18 protein-coding genes are annotated in these 16,733 nt (G+C 72.2%); all 18 read right to left on the minus strand.

Features of this window, described 5'->3' with window-relative positions:
- Window positions 1-36: 36 nt before the first annotated feature.
- Window positions 37-621, minus strand: coding sequence for a TetR/AcrR family transcriptional regulator (locus BX285_RS00140; RefSeq protein ID WP_097239982.1), 585 nt, complete (start codon window positions 619-621; stop codon window positions 37-39).
- 141 nt (window positions 622-762) lie between these two features.
- A complete protein-coding gene (gene whiG, locus BX285_RS00145; protein WP_373560553.1) occupies window positions 763-1,620 on the minus strand; it encodes an RNA polymerase sigma factor WhiG in 858 nt (285 codons plus the stop codon).
- 591 nt (window positions 1,621-2,211) lie between these two features.
- Window positions 2,212-3,426 carry a DNA-processing protein DprA gene (gene dprA, locus BX285_RS00150; RefSeq protein WP_121174172.1) on the minus strand — a complete coding sequence of 405 codons (1,215 nt, stop codon included), beginning with the start codon at window positions 3,424-3,426 and terminating at the stop codon, window positions 2,212-2,214.
- On the minus strand, window positions 3,423-5,132 hold the full coding sequence (locus BX285_RS00155) for a YifB family Mg chelatase-like AAA ATPase (protein WP_121174173.1): 1,710 nt from the start codon (window positions 5,130-5,132) through the stop codon (window positions 3,423-3,425). Before BX285_RS00155 ends, dprA begins: the two co-directional genes overlap by 4 nt.
- 1 nt (window position 5,133) lies before the next feature.
- Window positions 5,134-5,682 carry a YraN family protein gene (locus tag BX285_RS00160; protein WP_121174174.1) on the minus strand — a complete coding sequence of 183 codons (549 nt, stop codon included), beginning with the start codon at window positions 5,680-5,682 and terminating at the stop codon, window positions 5,134-5,136.
- 168 nt (window positions 5,683-5,850) lie between these two features.
- Complete coding sequence (locus tag BX285_RS00165; RefSeq protein ID WP_030056781.1) at window positions 5,851-6,177, minus strand: DUF2469 domain-containing protein; 327 nt, start codon at window positions 6,175-6,177, stop codon at window positions 5,851-5,853.
- A gap of 55 nt (window positions 6,178-6,232) precedes the next feature.
- Complete coding sequence (locus tag BX285_RS00170; RefSeq protein ID WP_097236088.1) at window positions 6,233-6,706, minus strand: NUDIX hydrolase; 474 nt, start codon at window positions 6,704-6,706, stop codon at window positions 6,233-6,235.
- 112 nt (window positions 6,707-6,818) lie between these two features.
- Window positions 6,819-7,574, minus strand: a complete 756-nt coding sequence (lepB, locus tag BX285_RS00175; RefSeq protein ID WP_121174175.1) for a signal peptidase I — start codon at window positions 7,572-7,574, stop codon at window positions 6,819-6,821.
- A gap of 145 nt (window positions 7,575-7,719) precedes the next feature.
- On the minus strand, window positions 7,720-8,748 hold the full coding sequence (gene lepB / locus BX285_RS00180; RefSeq protein ID WP_121174176.1) for a signal peptidase I: 1,029 nt from the start codon (window positions 8,746-8,748) through the stop codon (window positions 7,720-7,722).
- A gap of 243 nt (window positions 8,749-8,991) precedes the next feature.
- On the minus strand, window positions 8,992-9,771 hold the full coding sequence (gene lepB / locus BX285_RS00185; RefSeq protein WP_373560475.1) for a signal peptidase I: 780 nt from the start codon (window positions 9,769-9,771) through the stop codon (window positions 8,992-8,994).
- 220 nt (window positions 9,772-9,991) lie between these two features.
- Entirely contained in the window at window positions 9,992-10,837 is an 846-nt protein-coding gene (gene lepB, locus BX285_RS00190) for a signal peptidase I (protein WP_121174177.1), read from the minus strand.
- 77 nt (window positions 10,838-10,914) lie between these two features.
- Window positions 10,915-11,265: a 50S ribosomal protein L19 gene (rplS, locus tag BX285_RS00195; protein ID WP_030056776.1), complete on the minus strand. Its 351-nt coding sequence runs from the start codon at window positions 11,263-11,265 to the stop codon at window positions 10,915-10,917.
- Between the two features lie 154 nt (window positions 11,266-11,419).
- Window positions 11,420-12,238 (minus strand): tRNA (guanosine(37)-N1)-methyltransferase TrmD, encoded by an 819-nt coding sequence (gene trmD, locus BX285_RS00200; protein WP_097239983.1) that lies wholly within the window; start codon window positions 12,236-12,238, stop codon window positions 11,420-11,422.
- 77 nt (window positions 12,239-12,315) lie between these two features.
- Window positions 12,316-12,960: a ribosome maturation factor RimM gene (rimM, locus tag BX285_RS00205; RefSeq protein ID WP_121174178.1), complete on the minus strand. Its 645-nt coding sequence runs from the start codon at window positions 12,958-12,960 to the stop codon at window positions 12,316-12,318.
- Window positions 12,961-13,205: 245 nt separating this feature from the next.
- On the minus strand, window positions 13,206-13,445 hold the full coding sequence (locus BX285_RS00210) for an RNA-binding protein (protein WP_030056773.1): 240 nt from the start codon (window positions 13,443-13,445) through the stop codon (window positions 13,206-13,208).
- 2 nt (window positions 13,446-13,447) lie between these two features.
- Window positions 13,448-13,876 carry a 30S ribosomal protein S16 gene (gene rpsP / locus BX285_RS00215; RefSeq protein ID WP_097236094.1) on the minus strand — a complete coding sequence of 143 codons (429 nt, stop codon included), beginning with the start codon at window positions 13,874-13,876 and terminating at the stop codon, window positions 13,448-13,450.
- Window positions 13,877-14,305: 429 nt separating this feature from the next.
- Window positions 14,306-14,884, minus strand: a complete 579-nt coding sequence (locus BX285_RS00220) for a hypothetical protein (protein ID WP_049650398.1) — start codon at window positions 14,882-14,884, stop codon at window positions 14,306-14,308.
- Between the two features lie 432 nt (window positions 14,885-15,316).
- Window positions 15,317-16,729 carry a proline--tRNA ligase gene (gene proS / locus BX285_RS00225; protein ID WP_121174179.1) on the minus strand — a complete coding sequence of 471 codons (1,413 nt, stop codon included), beginning with the start codon at window positions 16,727-16,729 and terminating at the stop codon, window positions 15,317-15,319.
- Window positions 16,730-16,733: the final 4 nt, after the last annotated feature.

Raw genomic sequence — 16,733 nt, forward strand, 5'->3', positions numbered from 1 at the left:
GGAGGAGTTCACGTCCGACGGGGAGACTGCAGCGGATCAGGCCCGGCCGAGGCCGTGCAGCGCCAGGGCGACGGCGGCGTCGGCGATCTGCTCGCTGCTCTCGGTCGCGCAGCCGGCGCGATTCCCGGCCGCCGCCTGCTCGGCCCTGCGGACGGCCGCCTCCACGACCCCCTGCAGCAGTGCCGCGGCCAGCCGGGTCTGCTCGTGGCCCAGCTCCTCCAGCGCCTGGACGAGCAGTCCGGCCAGCCTGCCGTGCGCCGCCCGGATCCGCTCGCGCGCGGCCTCGTCCAGCTCCAGCGCCGAGATCGCCACGACCGCACGGTGGCGCGGGTCCGCGGCCAGCGCCAGCTGGCCCCGGACGTACGCCTCGATCCGCTCGGCGGCGGTGTCGCAGCTCTCCATCCCGGCCTCGATCTCGGCCGCCCAGAGCGGGAAGTCCACCTCGCAGAGCGCCTCGACCACGGCGGCGCGGGAGCGGAAGTACTCGTAGACCGAGGAACGCGCCAGCCCGGTGCGCGTCGCGAGCGCGGGGAAGGTCAGGGCCTCCATACCGCCCTCGGTGAGCAGGGTGCGGGCAGCGTCGAGGAGGGCTGCCCGCTGCAGCTGGCGATGCTCGGCCACCGTGGCCGCTCGGATCTTCGGCACGCTCCCACTGTACGGAGCCCTACCCGCGGCCGATACGGCGCCGCGCATCCGGAGCCGGCGCGGACCCGCCTGACCCGTTCCCTCCAGGCCGGACTCCTGCCCCACCGGACCGGCGGGCTACCGGACGTCCGACAGCTTGGCGCGCAGTTGGAGGACGGACTTGGTGTGGATCTGGCTCACCCGACTCTCCGTCACTCCCAGCACCTGTCCGATCTCGGCGAGGGTGAGCCCCTCGTAGTAGTAGAGCGTCACCACCGTCTTCTCCCGCTCGGGGAGGGTGTTGACCGCCTGGGCCAGCAGTCTGCGCAGCTCGCGGTCCTCGGCCACCTCGACCGGGTTGTCCGCGCCGTGGTCCTCCAGGGTGTCCATCAGGCTCAGCCGGTCGCCGCTCTCCCCCACCGGGTGGAGCAGTTCGTCCAGCGCCACGACATTGGCGAGCGACAGCTGACTGAAGATCGCGTGCAGGTCCTCGATCGCGATGCCCATCTCGGCCGCGACCTCGGGCTCGTGCGGCGTCCGACGCAGCCGGGCCTCCAGCGTCGCGTACGTCCGCTCGACCGCCTTGGCCTTCTGCCGCACCGAGCGGGGGATCCAGTCCAGGGCGCGCAGCTCGTCGATGATCGCGCCGCGGATGCGGCTGATCGCGTAGGTCTCGAACTTGATGGCGCGATCGATGTCGAACTTCTCGATCGCGTCGATCAGCCCGAAGACGCCGGAGGAGACGAAGTCCGCCTGCTCGACATTGGAGGGCAGACCGACCCCGACCCGACCCGCGACGTACTTGACGAGCGGTGAGTAGTGCAGGATCAGCTGCTCCCGCAGCCGTTGGTCCCCGGTCTCCTTGTAGGAGCGCCAGAGCTCTTCGAGCGCGCTGCGGCCCCGGGCCGCGGCGTCCTGGCTGCCCTGGCCCGGAGCTGCCTGCCGCGGACCGCCCGCCGGCTGCTCCCGGCGGGACTGCGAGAGGGGCGAGGGCAGTGGCGGGCGGGCCGCGTCCGGCTGCTGGTCGGTGCCGGGCGGACCGGCCGCACCCGGTGGGCGGGCCACTCCGAGCGGCCGGGCCGCACCGTCGGCCTCGGGGCCGACGGAGGTGTCGGCGGACGCGTCGGCGGTGCGGGCCGCCTCGCCGTCGCGCGTCGCCTCGGTGTCCCGGGCCGCGTCCGCGGGCTGGCCTGGAACCGCCGCCGGCCGGCCGCCCTGGCGCGACAGGCCTCCCATCGTCCCCGCCGACTTGGACGGGAACTCGGTCGCGGAGCGCCGCTCCGTCCTCGGCCCTCCCGAGGACCGGGTGCCGCCACCGGTCACTCTGTGTCCGGGAATGTGTGTGGGCATGCGTTGGTCTGCGCCGTTCTGCCGAGTCATGTGCTGATAGGGAAGGCATGTGGAGCGTAGCGTGACCGACTCACTGCAAAGCGCTACCGCCACTCGGTCGTCCCCCGATCCGGTGGCGTTCACTCATCGGATCCGGCCACCCGAGCGGAGACCGGATCAGCAGGTCAGTCGGGCCGTCCCACCGGGCCGCCCCCGTCGCAGGGCCCCTCGGCGTACCGGTGTTCTCTGCTCCGACGCTCACCTCCTCCGTACCATGCGCCAGTGCGCGCCGTGTCGCTCGACGTAGCCGAGCGAGACCAACTCGTAGAGCCGTTGCAGGACTTCGTCCGGCGGGAGCCCGCACTGGCGGGCCAGTCGCTCGACCGGCGCGCCCTCGGCCGTCGCCGGTACGGCCTCCAGCACCCGGGCCACCGGGGGCTCCAGCAGATCGCGCGGCAGCACCGGTCCGCTGCGCTGCGGAGCCAGGTCGTCCCCGATCGCCCCGACCAACTCGCTGATCTCGGCCGCGTCGGTGACCAACGTGGCGCCGCCGCTGCGGATCAGGGCGTGCACCCCGGCCGAGAGCTCCGAGGTCACCGGGCCGGCCACGCCCATGGTGTGGCGGTTGAGGTCCCGAGCCCGTCGGGCCGTGCTCAGGGCACCGCTGCGCACGGCGGCCTCGACCACCACGGTGCCCCGGGTGAGCGCCGCGATGACCCGGTTGCGCAGGACGAAGCGGAAGCGGTTCGGGTGCTCCCCGGGCGGGAGTTCACTGACCAACAGGCCCTGGACACCGATCCGCCGGATCAGTTCGGCGTTCCCCTTCGGGTAGGCCACGTCGACCCCGCAGGCGAGCACTCCGATGGTCATCCCGCCGACGGCGAGTGCCCCTCGGTGCGCGGCCGCGTCGATCCCGTAGGCGGCCCCGGAGACCACCACCCAGCCGCGCTCGGCAAGTTGGGCCGACAGCTCGCCGGCGACGTGGGCGCCGTAGGCCGTGCAGGCGCGGGAGCCCACGACGGCGACCGAGCGGAGCGCCAGGAGCCGCAGCGAGCCGGTGCCGGTCGTCCAGAGCCCGATCGGGCGTCCGTCGCCCAGATCGTCGAGTTGACTCGGCCATTCCGTGTCCCCCGGAATGATGAACCGTCCACCGGCGTGCCGTACCCGTTTCAGGTCCGTTTCCGGATCCGGCCCCGGGAGTCTCGCCTGGTACCCGGCCAGCCGCTCGGCGTCCAGCCCCGGATGGTCGGGCACCGTCCCGGTCCGGATCGCCTCGACCACGTCGACGGCGGGGAGGCGGCCGAGCCAGCGGCCGAGCACCGCGTCGCCCGGCTCGCTGAGCCGGCTGAGCCGGACACGGGCGAGGCGCTCGGGTTCGGAGGCCGCGGTGGGGCGGGGCGCCGGGCCGGCCGCGGCGTCACCCGCCGCTCCGGTCTCGCCGTGTGCCTGGGGGTGCCTGGACAGCTGCTTCATGCCTCGCCCTTCTCGCTCTCCGAACGTTCGATGCCCGGGCCGGGCCGGCCTTCGCCCGGCGGGCCGGTGCACTGGGCCGGGATACCGCCGAGGCGGCCCAGGGCCCGTTCCTGCGAGGGCAGTCCGTGTTCCACCCCGGTGCGCAGGACCAGGGCGGTGCGCACGTCCCGCTGGTCGGGCCGGTCGCGGCCGGCCAGGTCCGCCACCGTCCAGGCGACCCTGAGCACCCGGTCCAGGCCGCGGGCGGTCAGCAGCCCCCGCTCCAACTGGCGTGCGACGTCGTTCAGCGCACCGGGCGCGAGCTGCCAGCGCGTGCGCAGCTCATGGCCCGGCACCTCGGCGTTGGTCCGCCACGGGGTGTCCGCCAGCCGGGCTGCCGCCCGCTCCCGGGCCGCCAGCACCCGGGCCGCGACGGTCGCGGTGTTCTCCGCCGTGGCGTCCCGCTCCATGAGTTCGACCCTGGTCACCGGGGCGACCTGGACCTGGAGGTCGACCCGGTCCAGCAGCGGCCCGGAGAGCCGCCCCTGGTAGCGGCTGACCATCGTCGGGGTGCATTCGCACCCCTCGCCGCGCCGTGAGAACCGTCCGCATGGGCAGGGGTTGGCGGCCAGGCAGAGGAGGAAGCGGGCCGGGAGCCGCATCGAGCCGGCCGAGCGGGCGATCAGCACCTCGCCGGACTCCAACGGCTGGCGCAGCGCGTCGAGCACCCGGACCGGGAACTCCGGGGCCTCGTCCAGGAACAGCACGCCCCGGTGGGCCAGCGAGACGGCGCCCGGTCTCGGCAGGCCGCTGCCGCCGCCGACGATCGCGGGCATCGTGGTGGAGTGGTGCGGGGCGCAGTAGGGCGCGGTGTCGATCAGCGGGCGCCCGGCCGGGAGCAGGCCCGCCACCGAGTGCACGGCGGTGACCTCCAGTGCCTCCTTCTGGGTCAGCGGTGGGAGCAGCGCGGGCAGCCGCTCGGCCAGCATGGTCTTGCCCGCGCCCGGCGGCCCCTTCAGGTAGAGGTGGTGCCCGCCGGCGGCGGCGATCTCCAGGGCGCGCCGGGCCTCGTACTGGCCTGCCACGTCGGCCATGTCGAGGTGGGCGGCCTTGTCGTCGGACAGGCCCCGCACGCTCGCGCTGGGCAGCATCAGCCCGGCCATCAGCGGATCCGGTCGGCCGCCGATCGGGTCGGGCGGCTCCTCCGGTGCCGCCGCCCCGGTCAGGATGGCGAGCAGTTGGCGCAGGCTGCGGACGCCGATCACCGTCACCCCGGGGACGAGCGAGGCCTCGGGCGCGGTCTGCTCGGCGACCACGACCCGTTCGTACCCGGCGTCCGCGGCGGCCAGCACCGACGGCAGGATCCCGCGGACCGGCCGCACCCGGCCGTCCAGCCCCAGCTCGCCGATGATCAGCAGGTCGGCGATGGAGGAGGGGTCGAGCCGCTCGGCGGCGGCCAGCACGGCGCAGGCCACTGCGAGGTCGAAGCCGCTGCCGCTCTTGGGGACCGAGGCGGGGCTGAGGCCGACCGTCAGCTTGCGCTGCGGCCAGGCCTCGCCGCTGTTCACGACCGCTGCGCGGACCCGGTCGCGGGCCTCGGTGAGTGCCTTGTCGGGCAGGCCGACCAGGGTGAACGCGGCCACCCCGGGCTCCAGATCGGCCTGGACCTCGACGATCACGCCGTCGACGCCGACCAGCGCGACGGAACAGGTGCGGGCGAAGGCCATCTCAGACCACCCCCCGCAGGTGGTCGACCAGGGCCGCACCCCGCGCCCGGTTGACCACGGCGACCAGGTCGATCCGCACTCCGCCCGGCGGGGCGGGGGGCCAGTGCGGGTCCGTCGGGCCGGCGTCGTAGTCGGGCCCGGCCAGCCGGGCGAAGTGGCCGGGCCAGCGCTCGGCCATCCACCGCTCGGCCAGGCGCTGCAGCCGGGCGGCCTTGGCCCGGTCGATGGCCTCGCTGGGTTGCTGGAAGCCTCGCTCGGAGCGGGTCTTCACCTCGCAGACCGCCACCGTGTCGCCGTCGAGGGCGACGATGTCCAGCTCGCCCTCGACGCAGCGCCAGTTGCGGTCCAGGATGCGGAGCCCGGCTTCCGCGAGGCGGCGGGCGGCGACCCGCTCCCCGTAGCGGCCGAGCCCGTTCTTGCTGGAGCGGCCCGGGACGGCCCGCTCCCTCTCCCCGGGCGCGGCCGTGGCGGGCGCGGCTGCGACGGGTACGACCGTCTCCGGCGCTTCCGCGTCCGGTACGGCCTGGTCCTGCACGACGGTGTGCTGCATGGTGACCACCTCCGCCGAGGAGGCTGCCCCACCGCGCACCGAGAGGCGCGGAAATTCTCAGACCCTGTGGATAACCCGGGGCCTGTGGATAACTTTGTCACCCGCAGGGGTGAGAAGCTCCGATCCCGCGAAATTCGGCTGGACAACGCGGGACGGAATCGTCCAACGTCAGTTCCCGAAGCCGGACTCGTCCGAGGGCAGCTCCAGATCGCTCTTCGCGAGTTCCTCGATGTTCACGTCCTTGAAGGTCAGCACCCGGACCTTGCGGACGAACCGGGCCGGCCGGTACATGTCCCAGACCCACGCATCCGCCATCGACACCTCGAAGAACACCTCGCCCTGGACCGAGTGCACCTGCAGCTCGTAGTCGTTGGTGAGGTAGAACCGTCGCTCGGTTTCGATCACGTACTTGAACAGGCCGACGACGTCCCGGTACTCCCGGTAGAGCTTGAGCTCCATCTCGGTCTCGTACTTCTCGAGATCTTCGGCACTCATCCAGGCGTCCCCTCAACTTGTCACGTCCACCCATTGTGGACCACCGCACCCACGGTCAGAGCCGTACCGGATCCTCCGGCGGGCCCTCGGCCAGCAGCACTTCCAGGAAGTCCGCCAGGCCGGCCGGATAGACCGTCTCGGCGGTCCCCCTCAGTTCCTCGACCGTCCACCAGCGCGCGGCGAGCAGCTGGGCGTGCTCCTCCGCGCCCATCCCCGAGTGGTCCAGCCCGGTCTCCGTGGTCCGGGCCAGGTGGAACCACTGCTCCTGCTCGTAGCGCTGTCCCCGAAAGGAGAACGACACCGTGCCGTACGCCACCAAGGGCCCCAGGTCCACGCCCCGCAAGCCGGTCTCCTCCGCTAGCTCCCGCTCGGCGGCCTCGCGCACGTCCTCCCCCGGCTCCAAGCCGCCCCCGGGCGTGAACCACCACGTCTCCCCGGGGACCGCCGGATCGGCGCCCAGGAAGAGGAGGATGCGGTCCAGCCCGTCCAGCAGCAGGATCCGCGCCGCGCGGCGGCGCTGTGCGGTCATGGCGGCCCTCCACGCTCCTTCCGTCCGTCTCGGTGGCGCTACCGATCCTGCCACCCGGCGCGGCCGTCCGGGGCGATGTTCGGCAGAGCGGCCCGCGCCGCGACGGCCCCGGTCAGGAGCTGCGCCCCCGGCGGAGCCGGCGGGCCAGGCTCGCCACCCCTCCCACCGCCGAGGTCACCAGGATCAGCGCCGCACCCGCGACGGTGGCGTAGGCGGCCGGCTCCAGGGGGCCGGGCTGCGACGCCCGCGGGCCCGCGAAACCGTCGAAGGCGGCGGTGCGGCCGAGCAGGCCCATCCGACCGAAGGGCATCACGGTGGCCTCGACCCTGGCCTCGATGGCCGCGACCGGGACGGTCCCGCCGTCGACCTCCAGGTGGCTGCGGGAGTCGAGCGAGCCCACCCGGTTGTCGCCGAGCACGAACAGCCTGCCCTGCGGCACGGTCACGCTGAACGACTCGCCCTGGCGGCCCTGAGCCGCGAGGTACGGCTCGTCCACCGGCTGTCCGTCGACCGTCAGCCGGCGGTTGTCCCCGCTGGTGGCGACGGTGTCGCCGCCGACCGCGACCACCCGCTTGACCATGAGCTCGCCGCCCCAGGCCTGGTCCCGGAAGACCACCACGTCGCCCCGGCCGATGGCGCCGCCACCGACCTTCCGCGCCAGCACGGTGTCCCCGGCCTGCAGGGTCGGGTGCATCGAGGGGCTGGGGATGTTGTACGGCCGGTAGTCGATCGCGATGAGGGCGAAGCCGCCGACCATCAGCAGCAGCCCGAGCGCCAGTGCGATGCCCTGCAGCACCGTGCCGGGCCGGCGGCGCCCGTCGGCGGGCGCGACCGGGCGGTCCGCCGTCTGCTCCACGACACTGCTCATCGACACCGTCCACCTCTGGCCGACCGGAGAACTCCACTGGCACGCCGGGGGCACCGGCGGGAAAGCCGACGGGCCGTGGCACGTCCGAGCAGATTACTCGTCGGTACCACGGCCCGCGCAAGAGTCGGGGACGACCCCGTGGAGCTCAGGACTCCTTCCGGCGCTCCTCCCGGCCCCGCACCCGACGCACAAGCGGGAGCAGCGCGACGGCCCCGACCGCACCGGCCACGGGCGGCGCCGGCGGCGCGGCCGCCGCCAGGCCCTTCTGGTCGAAGGTGTCCGGCACCGGCAGCGTCGACCAGTGGTCGATCGGCCAGGCCACCACGAAGGCCCGCCCGATCACGTTGTCCACCGGGACGGTGCCACCGCCCGGCTGGTCCATGTGGAAGCGGGAGTCCAGCGAGTTGGCGCGGTGGTCGCCCATCACCCAGATCCGGCCCTTGGGCACCTTCACCGGCCCGAAGGGGTGGTCACCGCAGGGGGTGTTGCCCTGGTAGACGTACGGCTCGTTGAGCGCGACGCCGTTGACCTTGACCGGTCCCTCGCCCTCGCACTCGACGGTGTCCCCGCCGACCGCGATGACCCGCTTGATCAGGTCCTTCTCGTTGGCGGAGGGCATCAGCCCGACGAAGCTGAGCACGTCCTGCAGGCCGCGGACGAAGGAGTTGCTGCTCTGTGGGGTCGGCTCGTCGTTCAGCCAGCCGCCCGGGTCGTGGAACACCACGACCTCACCGCGCTCGGGTTCCGCCCCGAACCACGGGGTCAGCTTGTCCACCAGGACGCGGTCACCCACCTGCAGCGTGTTCTGCATCGACTCCGACGGAATGGAGAACGCCTGGACGAAGAAGGTCTTGATAACGAGCGCGAGGATCAGCGCGATCCCGATCAGGATCGGCAGTTCCTTCCAGAAGGAACGCTGCTTGCGCGGCTTGGCCGGAGACTCCGACCCGTCCGCCGGCTCGGTCTCCGCATGCGAAGGTCCCGGATGCGAGGGCTGCGAGTGCGAGCGTTCCGGGGAGTCCTCCGCTCCGGCGCCGTGCTCGTCGGCGGTCTGGGCCGCCGCGTCCTCGACCGCGGCCGAGGGCGCCGCGGAGTCGGCGGACCGGGCCACCCGGCGGCCTGGGCCCTCGGGTTCTCCGGCGCCTGAGCGGGCACCGATCACCAAATCCCCCACAACGTCTCCTCCCTGCTGTGCGGACGCCCGCGCGCCCGCGCTCAGAGTGCCGCACAGCGGGCACCACGCTCGCCATGACCATGAACGCCTCAGGGCTGCCCACCGCGGGCTCCCCTGACACCGGCACAGCCTCGGCCGTACGACCGGGACCACTCCCGGCCGCACCTGCACTTCTCTATCACTCCAAGGCACCCGGCTCGCGGTTCCACACGCGAGGCCCGGCCGGTCGGCGGTCGGCGCGGCTCACTCCGGAGGCCGGCCCCGCCGACGAACGACGAGCGGAAGGATGCCCAACACACCCATAACGAGCGGAGGTTCCATAGGAACCGGCCCAACACCCACGGATTCCGCGGCAGTTCCGGCGGCCTGCGGCGCCGTGGGGAGAGAGGAGAGTGACGTAGGCACGTCGAGTTGCCGGAACCGGTCCAGCGGCCAGGCGATCACGAAGGCGCGACCGACCACGCCGCTCAGCGGGATCGTGCCCTGGCCCGGATTGCCCATGTGGAAACGGGAGTCGGCGGAGACGTCCCGGTGGTCGCCCATGACCCACAACCGGCCTTCCGGCACCTTCACCTTGAAGGGCTGCCGGGACGGCGGATTGTCGGGCGCGAGGTAGGGCTCGTCCACCGGGTGGCCGTTGACGCTGAGCCGCCCCTGCGCGTCACAGCACTCGACGGTGTCCCCACCGACCCCGATCACCCGCTTGATCAGGTCCTGTTCGTCGTCGGACGGCAGCAGCCCGACGAAGGTCAGCACCCGCTTGCCCGCGCCCAGCGCCGCACCGTCGCCGGAGGGCTTGCGGTCGTGCTCCAGCCAACCCCCCGGGTCCTTGAACACCACCACGTCGCCGCGCTGCGGCTCACTGCCGAACCAGGGGGTCAACTTGTCCACCAGCACCCGGTCACCGACCCGGATGGTCTGTTCCATCGAGCCCGAGGGGATCACGAACACCTGGATCAGGAAGGTCTTCATCACCAGCGCCACCAGCAGGGCCACCAGGATGATCATCGGAATCTCGCGCACCAGCGACCGCTTGCGCCGACGGGCCACGCGTCGGGCACTGCGGCGGCGCTCGGCCCGACCGCGAACCGCCCGACCTCCGGCAGCCCCGGTGTCCCCCGGTCGCACACTGCCCGCTCCCGCACTGCCCGGTTCGGTACCACCCGTTCCCACACCGCCCGGTCGCACACCGGCTGACCGCGCCTCGCCCGGCTCCCGGGCCGGACGGTCGGCGACCCTACCCCTACCTCTGGTCCCCATGACCACCCGTCCCCGCAGTCGCGGCGAAGGCCGCGGGCCGGTCCAGGCCGGTCCACCGCGAGAACGGGTACACCACCCAGTCCGCCCGGCCGATCACCTTCTCCTCCGGCACGAAGCCGCCGCCGGGCTCACCGAGGTGGTCGCGGGAGTCCCGGGAGGCACTGCGGTGGTCACCCATCACCCACAGCTCGCCGGCCGGCACCACCACGTCGAAGGCCACGCTCGACGGGTCGTCCCCCGGGGCCAGGTAGGAGGTCTCGTCCACCGCTACGCCGTTGACGGTGATCGGCGCACCCGGGCCGGTGCTGGTCACCCGGTCGCCGCCGACGCCGATCACGCGCTTGACGTAGACCGTGTCACCGGCCGGGGCCAGCCCGAGGTCCTGGGCGAACGCCCGCAGGCCGTCCCAGAAGCCCGACGGCTTCGCCGACTCCCTCAGGAAGGAGCCCGTTCCGTCGAAGACCACGACGTCGCCCCGCTGCGGGTGGCCGCCGAAGGCGTAGGCGAGCTGGTTCGCGACCAGCCGGTCCCCCGGCCGCAGGGTGTCCTCCATCGACCCGGAGGGCACCGCGAACGGACGCGCGACGAAGGCGTTCACCACGAGCAGGGCCGCCAGGCAGATCCCCACCAGCAGCAGCAGGTCGCGCGAGCGCGAGTGGCCGGGCTCCGCCCCCTGCTCCGAGTCCTCGGCAGTCTCCTCCGCCATGTCGTCGGCAGCAGCCGTACTGGTCACCGCTTCCCCGGAAACGACCGCGGACCGCGACAGCGAGCCCGCACCGGTGGGTGCGGGACTGCCGTCGCGGTCCGCGGGTGGTTCGTGCGTGCTCATCGGGGGGTGAGCTTACCTTGCGGCCGTTCGGCCCCCCGGAGCGCTCCGATCCCCCGGCCAGGCCGGGGGCCGGTGGATCAGCGGTCGCGCTTCTCCTTGATCTTCGCGGCCTTGCCGCGGAGGTCACGCAGGTAGTACAGCTTGGCGCGGCGAACCGCACCGCGGGTCACGACCTCGATCTTCTCGACGACCGGGGTGTGCACCGGGAAGGTGCGCTCCACGCCGACGTTGAAGCTGACCTTGCGAACGGTGAAGGTCTCACCGATGCCGGCGCCGTGGCGACGGATGACGACGCCCTGGAAGACCTGGACACGGGAGCGGTTGCCCTCGATGACCCGGACGTGGACCTTCAGGGTGTCACCGGCGCGGAAGGCCGGGATGTCGGTACGCAGCGAGGCCGCGTCGACAGCAGCGAGCTTGTTGCTCATGTTGCTCTCCATCGCAGGCGCCACGGGCCGCCCACGGAAAATCGTCACAATGGGGTTTGCTGCGGGCCGCATCGGCTGACGGCGAGCCCCCCGTGGCGGGGGCGCCGGTCCACGTGCCCCCTACGGGAGGGAGCCAGCGACAGACAACAGCGGCCTATTCTTCCACACCACCGGCCGCCGACCGAAATCGGCCGAGCTTCTCGTCCCAGGCCAGGCCCAGGATGCTGAGCGCTTCCCGGTCCTTCTTGTCGAAGGCGCCGTACTGCCAGCGCTCGACCAGGTCCGGCCGGTTGGCCAAGGTGCGGGCGAAGGCCTGCTCGCGCCGCCAGCGGGCGATACGGCCGTGGTTGCCGCTGAGGAGTACGTCCGGCACCGCCCGGCCTCGCCACTCGGCGGGCTTGGTGTAGACCGGGCCCTCCAGCAGGTCCGCCATCGCGCCCGGCGCGAAGGAGTCGTCGCGGTGGGACTCGGCGTTGCCGAGCACCCCGGGCAGCAGCCGGGCGATCGCCTCGACCATCACCAGCACCGCGACCTCACCGCCGGCCAGCACGTAGTCGCCGATCGAGGCCTCGACCACCGGCATGCGGGTGGCGGCCTCCTCGATCACCCGGCGGTCGATGCCCTCGTAGCGCGCGGGGGTGAAGGCCAGCCAGGGGCGGCCGGCCAGCTCCTGCGCGAGCTCCTGGGTGAACGGGCGTCCGCTCGGGGTGGGCACCACCAGGGTGGGCAGTTCGCCCTCGGGCCCGCCGGCGACCACCGCGTCCAGCGCCTCGCCCCACGGCTCGGGCTTCATCACCATGCCGGGGCCGCCGCCGTACGGGCTGTCGTCCACCGTGCGGTGCACGTCGTGCGTCCACTCGCGCAGGTCGTGGACGTGCACGTCCAGCTGGCCGCGGGCGCGGGCCTTGCCGACCAGCGAGATGTTCAGCGGCTCCAGGTACTCGGGGAAGATCGTGACGACGTCTATCCGCATGCCGCTCTGCACGCCGCCGCCCTGCACGCCGCCGCTGTGCGCACCGCTGACCTGCACGCCGCCGGTCTCCTCGACGGTCACTCCGACTCCCCCGGACCCTCGGTCCCCTCCGAGCTCTCGGGCTCGCCCGAGGCCTCCGACCCCTCCGAGTCCTCGGCGCGCTCGGCGCTCTCGACGCGCTCGGCCGACGACGTACCGGCGACCTCGGCCTGGTCCGGATCGATCAGCCCGGCCGGCGGGGTGATCACCGCGCGCTGGTTCTCCAGGTCGATGGTCGGCACGATCTGGCTGACGAAGGGCACCAGCACCTCCGTCCCGTCGGCCTTCTTCACCGTGAGCAGGTCCTGGTACGGCAGGTGGACCACCTCGGTCAGCTCGCCGACCAGGGTGCCGTCGAGCAGCACCACGTCCAGGCCGATGAGCTGGTGGTCGTAGTACTCCTCCGGGTCGTCGGGACGCTCCTCCGGGTCGACCTCGGAGATGAGCAGGGTCCCCCGCAGGGCCTCGGCCGCGTTGCGGTCCTTGACGCCGGCGAAGCGCAGCAGCAACCGGCCGCTGTGGACCTTGCCGGACTCGACGGTCAGCGGCCCGGCCGACGCGGGGTCGGTGAACAGGACGGCACCGGGGCCGAGCCGGAGTTCCGGCTCGTCGGTGCGGACCTCGACGCTGACGTCCCCCCTGATGCCGTGGGCACGGCCGATCCTGCCGACGACGAGCTGCACGGTGATCGTTCTCCTGGAGTTCCTGGATCGAAGTGGGTCGAAGTGGGTCGAAATGAGTCGAAATGGGTTGCGCGGACCGAGTCGGTCAAGCCGACCGAGTGGGCCGAGCGGACCGGAGCCGAAGCGCGACGGAGTCCGAAGCAGCGGGGCGAAGGAGCAGCAGGGCGAAGGAACGAGAAAAGGCCGACCGGGACGACATGCGTCCCGGTCGGCCCCAAGCCCTGACGGCTGAACGAGCAGCTGCGTCAGCGAATGTTGTCCACGTCGACCAGGTCGACCCGGACGTTGCGACCGCCGAGGGCGCCGACCACGGTGCGCAGAGCGCGCGCCGTACGGCCGCCCCGGCCGATCACCTTGCCGAGGTCATCGGGGTGCACCCGCACCTCGATGGTGTTACCCCGACGCAGGTTGCGCGAGCGCACCTGCACCTCGTCGGGGTGCTCGACGATGCCCTTCACCAGGTGGTCGAGGGCGTCCTCGATCACGATCAGGCCTCGGCGGCGGCGTCGGCCTCAGCCTCGGCCTTGTCCGACTTCTTGGCCTTCGGGGTGATGGCGACGCCGGTCGTGGCGTCCTCGAAGCCGGCGACGGCCTTGGCGAACAGGTGCGAGAAGTCCTCGACCTTCGGCTCCGCGACCTTCAGCGGGGCCGGAGCCGGCAGGCCCTTGAACTTCTGCCAGTCGCCGGTCAGCTTCAGGATGGCGAGCACCGGCTCGGTCGGCTGGGCGCCGACGGACAGCCAGTACTGGGCGCGGTCGCTGTCGACCTCGATCTTCGAGGGGTTGTAGGTCGGCTGGTAGATGCCGATCTCCTCGATCGCGCGGCCGTCACGCTTGGTGCGCGAGTCGGCGACGACGATGCGGTAGTGCGGGGAGCGAATCTTGCCGAGACGCTTGAGCTTGATCTTGACTGCCACGGGAGTGGATTCTCCTGGTGTTGACGTGGGTGAGCGGGATCGCCACCGCGTGGGGTTGCGGGGCGGACCGTTCAAGGGACACGCCAGCCGTAGGAGAGAGGGGTCCTGCTCGGCTGCCGAGTACTCAGCTGTCCATTCTGCCATACCGGCGCGAACCGCCTGCACACGGGCCCAGGGACCGATCAGGGTTCGACCGGGAGCCCCCGCCCCCGGTCCAACCCACGTATTCACCGCTGTCGTGCCGCACGACCGTCCCGTCACACAGCACACGCTCTTTCGCCCGCCGGCCCGCTGCCCGCACAGCAGTCCGCCCGGCCACGAACCGGCCGCGGACCGATCACGCGATCGATCACCCGCTCCGATCACGCGATCCGATCACCCGATCCGACTGCGCGATCCCGAGCACGCAGTCCCGATGGCGCGATCCGACTACGCGATCTTGAACGGCTGCTGGCACGCGCCGCAGACGATGGACGCCTGTGCGAGCACCGACGGTACGACCCGGACGTTGCGTCCGCAGCCGCAGACCGCCTTGACCCGGACGCCGCCCCCGGAGGAGCCGTGCCGGGCGGCCGGGCCGCGGAAGGCGCGCGTCGCGCCGTCACCGGCCACCGCTTCCTGGTGCGCGCCGAGGGCGCGGTCCAGGCGCTCGATGGTCTCGGCGTAGCGCTCCTGCGTCTCCTTGAGCATGGTCACCTGGGAGAAACCGCTGCTCGCGTGCGGCTCGACGGGGTGCGCCAGGCCCAGCTCGGAGGCCAGCATCAGGAAGCGCCGGTTGTGGTAGCGGCCGGCCCGCGAGGTGTCCCGGATGTCCCGGGCCGCGGCCAGACCGTGGGCAGCCTCGTGGAGGAGCCGCTCGAAACCGAGCCGCGTCCCACAGGCCGAGGAGGATTCGCCGATCAGGGCCTCGGGCGAGGCCAGGTCGGGGAGATCCTGATGGTAGGCCTGGATGTCACTCCAGGCGGCGGCCAGTTCGGCCGCGAGAACGAGGGGCTGTGTCGTGCTCACGCTAGACCAACGATGGAGTGCGAGCCGATGTTCCGCATGTTCCCGTTCTCCGGGAATTCACAGGGAACTCCCAGGAATGCAAGGCCGCGCGCGAATTGCGCGCTCCGGATCTGACGCAAGACCAACCCCCTGCCGGTTTCGGCCCGCCGCAGAGTCGGCGCGCCTGAGGAATTCCATCCGGGAGCGGGCTGTCGCCCCCAGGACGTACGGCCCGTGGTCCCGTCCGATTGACAGGACCACGGGCCGTACACCGTACCGCTATTCCGTTAATACCGGGAGTTGACCGGCCAGTAGGGATGTCCGCCATCCGGACCCGCTCGGAAGAGTTACCGGATTCTTACTCATCCGCATTCCGGGCAAATGTCTCCGTCGACGGCCATTACCCACAGGTAACGGATCTCGAACGTGGTCCGAACGGATCCCGAACGGATGTCAGTACGCGCGGGCGACGATCGCGATATTGCCGTCCTGGTCGTCCGCCTGCGGCACCGAACCGTCGGCCGCGACGATGCAGCGCACCGTGACGCCCTGCTCGGCCAGCTTGGCCTCGCCCTCCGCGCCGAGGTCGGCCCAGGAGATCCGGCCCCAGCCGGTCGCGGCGGCCTCGACGGCCTCGTCGATGGTCTTGACGTCGACCGTACGGGCCTCGCGGCGCTCGCGGGACTGGCGCAGCAGCAGCGCCTGGTCCTCCTCCAGGACGCCCGGGAGCAGCGTCGCCAGGGCGTCGATGGAGACCGGCTCCTTGCCGCCCGGGATGCGGCGGGCCAGCATCGCGGTGCCGTTCTCCAGGTCGCGCGGGCCGACCTCGATGCGCAGCGGGACGCCCTTGAGCTCCCAGTCGACGGCGCGGCGGCCGAACGGGGTGTCGGTGCGGTCGTCGACCGCGACCCGGATGCCGACGGCCTCCAGCTGGGCGCCGATCTCGCGGACCTTGGCGATGACCGCGTCGTCGCCCTTGATCGCCAGCACGACGGCCTGGACGGCGGCCAGACGCGGGGGCACCCGCAGGCCGTTGTCGTCGCCGTGGGACATGATCAGGCCGCCGACCATGCGGGTCGAGACGCCCCAGGAGGTCTGCCAGACGTGCTCGCGCTCGGCGCCCTGCAGCTGGTAGGTGGTGTTGAACGCCTTGGCGAAGTTCTGGCCCAGCTCGTGGCTGGTGCCCATCTGCAGCGCCTTGCCGTCGCCCATCATGCCTTCGAGCGTGAGGGTGTTGATGGCGCCGGCGAAGCGCTCCTTGGCGGTCTTGCGGCCGAGCACGACGTCGATGGCGAGCACGTTGGTCATGAAGTCGCCGTAGACCTGGGTGTGGATCATCGACGCGTACGCGCGGGCGTCCTCGTAGGTGGCGTGGGCGGTGTGGCCCTCCTGCCAGAGGAACTCGGTGGTGCGCAGGAAGACGCGCGGGCGCAGCTCCCAACGGACCACGTTGGCCCACTGGTTGATCAGCAGGGGCAGGTCGCGGTGGCTCTGCACCCACTTCGAGAAGTACTCGTTGATGATCGTCTCGGAGGTCGGCCGGACGACGACCGGCTCCTCCAGCTGCTTGCCGCCGCCGTGGGTGACCACCGCGAGCTCGGGGGCGAAGCCCTCGACGTGCTCCGCTTCCTTGGTCAGGTAGGACTGCGGGATGAACATCGGGAAGTAGGCGTTCTGCGCGCCGGCCTTCTTGATCCGCGCGTCCATCTCCTGCTGCATCCGCTCCCACAGGCCGTAGCCGTACGGTCGGATGACCATGGTGCCGCGCACCGGACCGTTGTCGGCCAGCTCGGCCTTGTTGATGAGGTCCTGGTACCAGCGCGGGAAGTCTTCCGCCTGAGGGGTGAGAACGGGTGCCTTAGCCATGGGC

It is taken from the genome of Streptomyces sp. 1114.5 (genome assembly GCF_003635085.1).
In the GTDB taxonomy this organism is placed as follows: Bacteria; Actinomycetota; Actinomycetes; order Streptomycetales; family Streptomycetaceae; genus Kitasatospora.

Bases quoted from the DNA above. Each gene is read 5' to 3' on its own strand.
- rplS (WP_030056776.1), bottom strand. From the start codon at position 11,265: ATGAGCAACAAGCTCGCTGCTGTCGACGCGGCCTCGCTGCGTACCGAC.
- BX285_RS00165 (WP_030056781.1), bottom strand. From the start codon at position 6,177: ATGAGTGCCGAAGATCTCGAGAAGTACGAGACCGAGATGGAGCTCAAG.
- BX285_RS00155 (WP_121174173.1), bottom strand. From the start codon at position 5,132: ATGGCCTTCGCCCGCACCTGTTCCGTCGCGCTGGTCGGCGTCGACGGC.
- trmD (WP_097239983.1), bottom strand. From the start codon at position 12,238: ATGCGGATAGACGTCGTCACGATCTTCCCCGAGTACCTGGAGCCGCTG.
- BX285_RS00170 (WP_097236088.1), bottom strand. From the start codon at position 6,706: ATGACCGCACAGCGCCGCCGCGCGGCGCGGATCCTGCTGCTGGACGGG.
- lepB (WP_121174177.1), bottom strand. From the start codon at position 10,837: ATGAGCACGCACGAACCACCCGCGGACCGCGACGGCAGTCCCGCACCC.
- dprA (WP_121174172.1), bottom strand. From the start codon at position 3,426: ATGAAGCAGCTGTCCAGGCACCCCCAGGCACACGGCGAGACCGGAGCG.
- proS (WP_121174179.1), bottom strand. From the start codon at position 16,729: ATGGCTAAGGCACCCGTTCTCACCCCTCAGGCGGAAGACTTCCCGCGC.
- lepB (WP_121174175.1), bottom strand. From the start codon at position 7,574: ATGAGCAGTGTCGTGGAGCAGACGGCGGACCGCCCGGTCGCGCCCGCC.
- BX285_RS00160 (WP_121174174.1), bottom strand. From the start codon at position 5,682: ATGCAGCACACCGTCGTGCAGGACCAGGCCGTACCGGACGCGGAAGCG.